Origin of the sequence: Collinsella sp. TF08-11AT, from assembly GCF_003437035.1 — a bacterium.
In the GTDB taxonomy this organism is placed as follows: Bacteria; Actinomycetota; Coriobacteriia; order Coriobacteriales; family Coriobacteriaceae; genus Collinsella.
In genome coordinates this window covers 1-7,225 of the sequence record NZ_QSRL01000024.1, presented here as the reverse complement: position 1 = coordinate 7,225, position 7,225 = coordinate 1, and the positions used below count along the sequence as shown (strand labels likewise).

The window sequence follows — 7,225 nt, the reverse complement described above, 5'->3', positions numbered from 1 at the left end:
GCCGCACTAATCGCCCGAGCTCTTCCGGAACCGCACCTCGCGGCCCGCGGGACATGCGCTCGAAAGCGCGGTCCGGGCACGAGGATGCCCCCGAGTCAGTTCCCTTTCCTATACGCCATGCGGCCCCCAGGGCACGTAGACGAGACACCCGGACACCGTAACGGTGGGCGCCGCCCACCGGTCAGCGGCCAGAGCATGGGGGGCACGCCCGGTCCCGTTCCGAACCCGGAAGCTAAGCCCCATCGCGCCGAGAGTACTGCGGGGCCAGCCCGTGGGAGGCCAGGGCGCCGCTGACCGGTGGACGGCACCGAGCCGTCATCGAGATTGAAGAAGGGGGAGGCCTCGCGGCCTCCCCCTTTTTTGCGTTTAAAGCCTGATCTAACAAACTCGCTGTGTTTTATGACCCTCGTTTGTCGCATCTTCCGTTAACGGGCTACAATAACTTAGTCTGTGCAATATGGAGGTGAACATGGCTGAAGCTGGTATCGGCGTTGATATCGTCGAGATTTCCCGCATGAAATCAATCCTTGAAAAGACGCCGTCGTTTGCTCGGCGTGTGTTTACCGAAGAAGAGTGCGCATATTGCGACGCTTCATCGCGTCCTGCAGCGCACTATGCGAGCCGTTTTGCTTCTCGTGAAGCGGTTCTCAAGGCTCTTGGTACGGGCTTTAGCCAGGGCGTCGGCCGCAAAGACGTCTCGGTAACGCGTGATAAGCTCGGAAAGCCTAAAGCAGTGCTTTCGGGTCGAGCGCTCGAGATTGCTCAAGAGTTGGGTGTCATTGAAGTTGCGCTTTCCATTACCTTGACGGGTGATTTGGCCGTAGCCAATGCCATTGCGATCACCGAGGATGCTCGACCCAAGCCTAAGGAAGAAAAGGTGAGCACCAAGGAACGCGTTGCACAAACATTTAAAGAGGCTCGCTCGGTTTTAGATGAGCTTGAGCAACTGCAAAATTCAGCTTTGACGGAGCATCAGGGCGATGCTTCGCAAGATACGCTAGGAGCATAGATGAAACCGGTTTTGAGTACCGAGGAAGTCGTTCGCCTCGAGGATATTATCGAACGCGAAGGAACTTCGAAGGCCGAGCTTATGGAGTTAGCGGGTGAGTTTGCCGCCAACGAGGTCTTGAAGCTCAATCCCGATCGGGTTCTCGTTCTGGTCGGTTTTGGTAATAATGGCGGCGACGGTTGGGTTGCCGCCGATATCCTGAGCCACAAGGGTGTGGACGTGGATATCGTTTCTCCGGTTGAGCCGGATGAGATTCCTGCTGCTTTGGCACGTCATGTTGCTCGTCGAACTGCCGGCCGCGATGTGCACGTTTGCGTCGGTCCCTCGCGTGACGAACTCGAGGTTTTGATCGATAAGGCGGATGTTGTTGTCGATGCCATTTTTGGTACCGGTTTCCACGGGAATCTGCGTGCGCCGTTCTCCATTTGGATTCCTACGGTCAATGAATGCGCCGATTGTGTCGTATCCATTGATGTCCCCTCGGGCCTGAATGCCGAGACGGGCGTTGTTGATGACGACTGCATTCGTGCCGAGCGCACGGTGACGATGATTGCGCCCAAGATTGGTCTGTATAGCGCTGATGGCCCTGAGTATGCTGGCGATTTGATCTGCGGCAATCTTTACGACCGTCTTGACGAAGTCATCGATGATGTTGACCACGCCGCCGAGATTGTCGAGCCCGGTGACTTAGTTGATTACTTTGCTCCGCTACCATCGAATATCGATAAGTATTCCCGTGGCTCTGTGCTTATTGTCGCCGGATCGGCGCAATATCCTGGTGCTGCCATTATGGCGGCCAAGTCTGCAGCTCGCGCGGGTGCTGGTTACGTGGCGGTCGCGGCTCCTGATGCCTGCGCCAATCTTATTCGCATGGCACTTCCTTCGATTCCCGTCTTTGCTATTCCGTCTGATTCCCGCGGCTCCTTTGGCGCCGCTGCGCGCATGACGGTGTGCGAGATCGCAAAGAAGTACAGCTGCGTACTGTGCGGTCCCGGTATGACGACGTCTGCTGGCGCTATGCAGGTGGTTTCGGGCTTGCTCGAGCTTGATGTACCGCTAATTTTGGACGCCGATGCACTCAACTGCCTTGCTAAGATTGCCATTGACGGTATTGATAGTAACCCCGAGATGTATCGTCGTGAGCAGCCGTTGGTTATGACGCCGCACTATCGTGAGCTTTCGCGTTTGGTTGCCGGTGACGAGGTGAACGACCTTGGTACCGCGATTGCAGCTGCGCAGAAGGTTGTCTGGGCTGCAGGCTCCGACAATCTGGTGGTCATAGCCAAGGGGCCGACGACGGCTATCTGTGGCGTTGAGCGCGTGCTGCTGCCACTCTCGGGTCCGGCTTCTCTGGCAACTGCCGGTTCTGGTGATGTTCTCGCGGGTATTTTGGCCGGCACGCTTGCCACCATGCGCGACGAGATGGATCGTTGGGAGCTGCTGTATTCGTACGCCGTCGCACTTCACAGCTACGCCGGTTTTGCCGCGGCGACGGAGTATGGTGAGAAGAGCGTTATCGCGACCGATCTTATCGACTTGATCGGTCCTGCCATGGAGCTGGCGGCAAAGGATGCGCTCGAAGATCTGGGAATCATGGACGAAGGGTCGGATGACTAATCATGAATAAAGCCGATTTGACGCGCTGGTCCTGGGTCGAGATCGACCGCGGGGCGCTCCGTCGCAACACGAGAGCCTATAAGAACTTGTTGAATCCGCGTCAGCGCTTGTGCTGCGTGGTCAAGGCCGATGCTTATGGTCATGGAGCTGTTGAGTGCGCTAAGATCATGTATTCGGCTGGTGCCGACATGTTTGCCGTGGCGACGGTCAACGAGGGCGTTGGGCTCCGTCAGGGCGGAATTACTAAGCCCATCCTGATTCTAAGCGAGCCGCCTATCGAGGCTATTCCTGCATTGCTCGAGTTCGATATCATGCCCTCGGTCTATACGTCCGATTTTGCTCTCGCGTATGGCGAATGCGCCGTCGCGGCAGGCAAGGTGGGCAAGTACCATCTAGCCATCGAGACGGGCATGAACCGCATCGGTGTTCACTACACGCAGGTGCTCGACTTTGTTCGTGGTATTAGCTTCCATCGCGGTATCCAGTGTGATGGCGTCTTTACGCACTTCGCCACGGCCGATGAACCTTCGGGTTGGGACTACAAACTGCAGTGCCAACGCTTTACCGAGGCCGTTCAGGCCATTAAGGACGCGGGTTTTGAGTGCGGTATCGTGCACTGCGCCAACACGCCGTCCTCGATGCTCGATTCCTCGATGCATTTTGATATGATTCGCGCCGGCGTTGGCTTGTATGGCATGCAACCATGCGAGCTGAGTGGTCGCGTGATGCAGCTTGATCCCGTCATGAGCGTCCACGCGCGTGTGACGCGCGTGGCGCATCCTGCGATGGGCGAGGGCGTGGGCTACGGCTTTACCTACCGCGTACCGCGCACGCGCGTTCAGATCTGCACCCTTCCGATCGGTTATGCCGATGGCCTTTCGCGTACGCTTTCCAATCGTATGGACGTGCTGTATCGCGGCGAGCGTGTGCGTCAGGTGGGCAATATCTGCATGGACCAGTTTATGGTCGCCATTCAGTCCAACCCGGCGCATGAGATTCCCGAGGCCGAGTATGGTGACGAGATGATCATTGTCGGCCGCGATGGAGATGCCGAGATTACCATGGACGAGATGGCGCGCCTACGCGGCACGATTAACTACGAGGTCGCTTGCGGCTTTGGTATGCGTCTCGACAAGGTCTACGTGTAGGAGTCGCTATGGGCGTCATGCACATTCCCGGCCATAGCCATCAGGCGCCGCGTGAGGTCGCACTCGAGGAGATCGAGGCCGTTCTGGGCGATTGTCACCTTTGCCAGCTTTACCAGTCGCGCCACAACATCGTGTTTGGCGTGGGAAACCCCCGCGCTCGCGTGATGTTTATTGGCGAGGCGCCGGGCCGTAATGAGGATTTGCAGGGCGAGCCCTTTGTGGGGGCGGCAGGCGAGGACCTCAACGGCATTTTGTCGCTGGCGGGGCTCAAACGCGAAGACGTCTACATTGCCAACGTGCTTAAGTGCCGCCCGCCGGGAAACCGCAATCCGCGCCCCGAGGAAGTGCTGGCTTGCTCACCGTTTTTGCGCGAGCAGATTCGAAGCATCTGGCCCGATATCATCGTGACGCTCGGCAACCCCGCAACGCACTTTGTGCTCAAGACCGAGATCGGCATTACCAAGCTGCGCGGCAGGTTCCATCAGATGGGGCACTTTGTGGTGATGCCCACTTTCCATCCGGCAGCAGCGCTACGCAATCCAGCGTGGCAGGAGCTGCTGGAGGAAGACTTTAAGATGCTGGGCGACTATCTGGGGCGACATCCCGCACCAGAGGACGCCTCGGAATAATAAGGAGCATATATGTCCCTGGAGCGCCTGGGGGTAGGTACTTACAAAACGACTTGCGCTGCCGATACGGAGTACTTTGGCGAGCTAATTGCACCGTGCCTTGAGGACGGCGATGTGCTCATCCTGACCGGTGGCCTGGGAGTGGGCAAAACTCACTTTACCAAGGGCGTCTCGCGCGGGCTGGGCGATGGGCATATGGTTACGAGTCCTACGTTTGCGCTCATGGCCGTTCACGATCAAGGTCGTATTCCGCTGTTTCACTTTGATCTATACCGCCTGGAGCATGCCTACGAGCTCGAGGATACGGGCATTTTCGATGTGCTGGGCTATGAGGGTGCTTGCCTGCTGGAATGGGGCGAACAATTCCAGGACGAGCTGACGGATGAGTATCTTTCGGTGACGCTCAAGCGTGATGAGGGCGACAGCGATGTGCGAACGATAACGCTTGAGGCGCACGGTGACCGCGCAATGGAGCTTTCCCATTTGATTGATAAGGCTGTACAAGATGAGCTTGCATAACGACAACGCGCTGGTGGTGGCGCTCGATACCTCGACCGACATGCTTGCCTGCGCGGCAAGCTGGATTGATGGGCAGACGGGTGAGACGAAGCTCGTGAGTGGCGACCACATGTGTCGCCGTCACGCCAACGTTGAGCTCGTGAATACCGTTGATGGCGTGCTGGCTCAAGCCGGTCTGGATCGCAGCGATGTTGGTTGCTATGTGGTCGGCCGCGGCCCGGGGTCCTTTACGGGTGTGCGCATCGGCATCTCCACTGCCAAGGGCCTCGCGCGTGGTGCCAATGTTCCGCTGCTGGGCGTGTCGACGCTCGACGCTTGCGCTTGGACGGCGTGGAAGGCTGGCGTGCGCGGCAAGCTTGGTATCTTGGCCGATGCTATGCGCGGTGAGGTATATCCGGCGCTGTATATGCTGGTCGATGAGGGTCCCGAGCGTCAATTTGAGCGCGAACACGTGGTCAAGGCCGCCGTGGCGCTCGATGAGTGGCGCCAAGCAGCGGACTGGGGCCAGGTTCAGCTGACCGGTGACGGTCTCGTGCGCTATGGCAAGCTGCTGGGTGAGGACGAGGCCGCCCGCTGCGTGGAGCGCGACCTGTGGTGGCCTTCGGGCGAGGGCTTGCTGCTCGCGCACGCTGCGGGTGACGGCGATCCGGCCCGCGTCCTGCCGATTTACACGCGCCTTTCGGATGCCGAGGAAAACGAGCGCAAGCGTCTTGGTCTTGCCGAGAGTGCGCAGAGCGAAATTACGGGTGTTGCCGATGAGCTCGCCGGTCGTCATCTGCAGTTCCGTCCCATGGGCGCGGCGGATGCCGAGGGCGCGAGCGCGCTGGAGGCTGCCTGCTTTGAAGGTGCCGGACACGAGGCATGGACGCCGGGCATGTTCCTGTCCGAACTGGGCGAGGACGTCGCTGCGCCGCGTAGTTGGTGGGTGGCACACGACGACGGCAAGCTGCTGGGCCTTGCCGGCGGTATGGTCGTGGATGGTGATGTGCAGATTCTGGATGTCGCCGTCGACCCGGCACATCGCCGTGAGGGCATTGCCCGCAAGCTGCTGTCGCACGTGAGCTATGATGCCCAGATGCTTGGCTGCACTACGGCTTCGCTCGAGGTCGAGGACGGTAACGAGGGAGCGACCGCGCTTTATAACGCTCTGGGCTTTACCGAGGCAGGACGGCGCCGCGGCTACTATGGTGCCGGCAAGGACGCCATTGTCATGACGGCTCCGCTGCCCCTGGTGCTTCCGGTCGATAATGCTTCGCCCGAGCCGACGGCGGCAGAGCAGCGCGTATGGCCGCTGCCTGCGCCTGGGCGCTCCGAGGGGGAGCGTGCCGAAATTGAGCGCCGCCGCCTAGTGCTCGCTATCGAGAGCTCCTGCGACGAGACGGCCGTGGCGATTATCGATGCGGATGGCAATATGCTGGCCAACCAGGTGTCGACACAGATTGATTTTCACGCCCGCTTTGGCGGCGTGGTGCCCGAGATCGCCTCGCGCAAACACGTTGAGGTGATTGTGAGTGTCGTGGATGCGGCGCTCGAGGATGCCGCAGCATCGCTTGGTCTTGAGGGTGGAGCCATCGCGCCGAGCGAACTCGCCGCTGTTGGCGTGACGCAGGGTCCGGGCCTGGTGGGTGCTCTGGTAGTGGGCGTCGCCTTCGCCAAGGGCTTTGCGTATGCTGCCGGCAAACCGCTGGTGTGCGTCGATCATCTGGAGGGCCACCTGTTTGCCAACCTGTTGGCGCAGCCCGACCTCAAGCCCCCGTTTATCTTTACGCTCGTTTCGGGCGGGCACACCATGCTCGTGCACGTAAAGGCATGGGGCGACTATGAAGTGCTTGGCGAGACGCTCGACGACGCCGTGGGCGAAGCCTTCGACAAGGTGGCAAAGGCACTGGGTCTTGGCTATCCCGGAGGCCCTATCATCTCCAAGCTTGCCGAGACGGGCAACCCCAAGGCGATCGATTTCCCCCGTGCGCTTAACAGCAGGGGGGACTATCGCTTCTCGCTTTCGGGCCTCAAGACGGCGGTGACGCTCTACATCGAGCAGGAGACCAAGGCCGGGCGCACGATTCACCTGCCCGACCTAGCGGCCTCGTTTGAGGCGGCGGTCTTTGACGTGCAGTACAAGAAGGCCAAAAACGCCCTGCACGCCACCGGGTGCAAGGAGTATTGCATCGGCGGTGGTGTCTCGGCTAATCCGCATCTGCGCGAGATGATGATTAAGAAGCTTGGGCGTCAGGGTATTCGCGTGACGGTGCCGCCCTTGTCTGCCTGTACCGATAACGCAGCCATGATCGCGGAGGTCGCCC

General features: G+C 59.7%; 6 protein-coding genes and 1 rRNA gene. All 7 read left to right on the top strand.

Translation table 11 applies throughout. The features are described 5' to 3' along the window. Positions 1-180: 180 nt before the first annotated feature. Positions 181-296, top strand: a 5S ribosomal RNA gene (rrf, locus tag DXC79_RS09860). Positions 297-469: 173 nt separating this feature from the next. Next, positions 470-1,009 (top strand): holo-ACP synthase, encoded by a 540-nt coding sequence (acpS, locus tag DXC79_RS09855; protein WP_117636062.1) that lies wholly within the window; start codon positions 470-472, stop codon positions 1,007-1,009. Beyond that, the gene (locus tag DXC79_RS09850; protein ID WP_082435564.1) at positions 1,010-2,626 is read left to right on the top strand and encodes an NAD(P)H-hydrate dehydratase; all 1,617 of its coding nucleotides are present in this window, start codon (positions 1,010-1,012) and stop codon (positions 2,624-2,626) included. 2 nt (positions 2,627-2,628) lie between these two features. Further along, on the top strand, positions 2,629-3,774 hold the full coding sequence (gene alr, locus DXC79_RS09845) for an alanine racemase (RefSeq protein WP_117636061.1): 1,146 nt from the start codon (positions 2,629-2,631) through the stop codon (positions 3,772-3,774). Positions 3,775-3,782: 8 nt separating this feature from the next. Next, positions 3,783-4,403: a uracil-DNA glycosylase gene (locus DXC79_RS09840; protein ID WP_117565042.1), complete on the top strand. Its 621-nt coding sequence runs from the start codon at positions 3,783-3,785 to the stop codon at positions 4,401-4,403. Positions 4,404-4,415: 12 nt separating this feature from the next. Next, the gene (tsaE, locus tag DXC79_RS09835) at positions 4,416-4,922 is read left to right on the top strand and encodes a tRNA (adenosine(37)-N6)-threonylcarbamoyltransferase complex ATPase subunit type 1 TsaE (protein ID WP_006235849.1); all 507 of its coding nucleotides are present in this window, start codon (positions 4,416-4,418) and stop codon (positions 4,920-4,922) included. Beyond that, positions 4,909-7,225, top strand: a 2,317-nt coding sequence (gene tsaD, locus DXC79_RS09830) for a tRNA (adenosine(37)-N6)-threonylcarbamoyltransferase complex transferase subunit TsaD (RefSeq protein ID WP_117636060.1), incomplete at its 3' end; no start/stop codon positions are given. The genes tsaE and tsaD, both read left to right, overlap by 14 nt.

What these genes read in the sequence shown, in the direction of transcription:
- acpS (WP_117636062.1), top strand. Translation starts at nt 470, where the DNA reads ATGGCTGAAGCTGGTATCGGCGTTGATATCGTCGAGATTTCCCGCATG.
- DXC79_RS09850 (WP_082435564.1), top strand. Translation starts at nt 1,010, where the DNA reads ATGAAACCGGTTTTGAGTACCGAGGAAGTCGTTCGCCTCGAGGATATT.
- alr (WP_117636061.1), top strand. Translation starts at nt 2,629, where the DNA reads ATGAATAAAGCCGATTTGACGCGCTGGTCCTGGGTCGAGATCGACCGC.
- DXC79_RS09840 (WP_117565042.1), top strand. Translation starts at nt 3,783, where the DNA reads ATGGGCGTCATGCACATTCCCGGCCATAGCCATCAGGCGCCGCGTGAG.
- tsaE (WP_006235849.1), top strand. Translation starts at nt 4,416, where the DNA reads ATGTCCCTGGAGCGCCTGGGGGTAGGTACTTACAAAACGACTTGCGCT.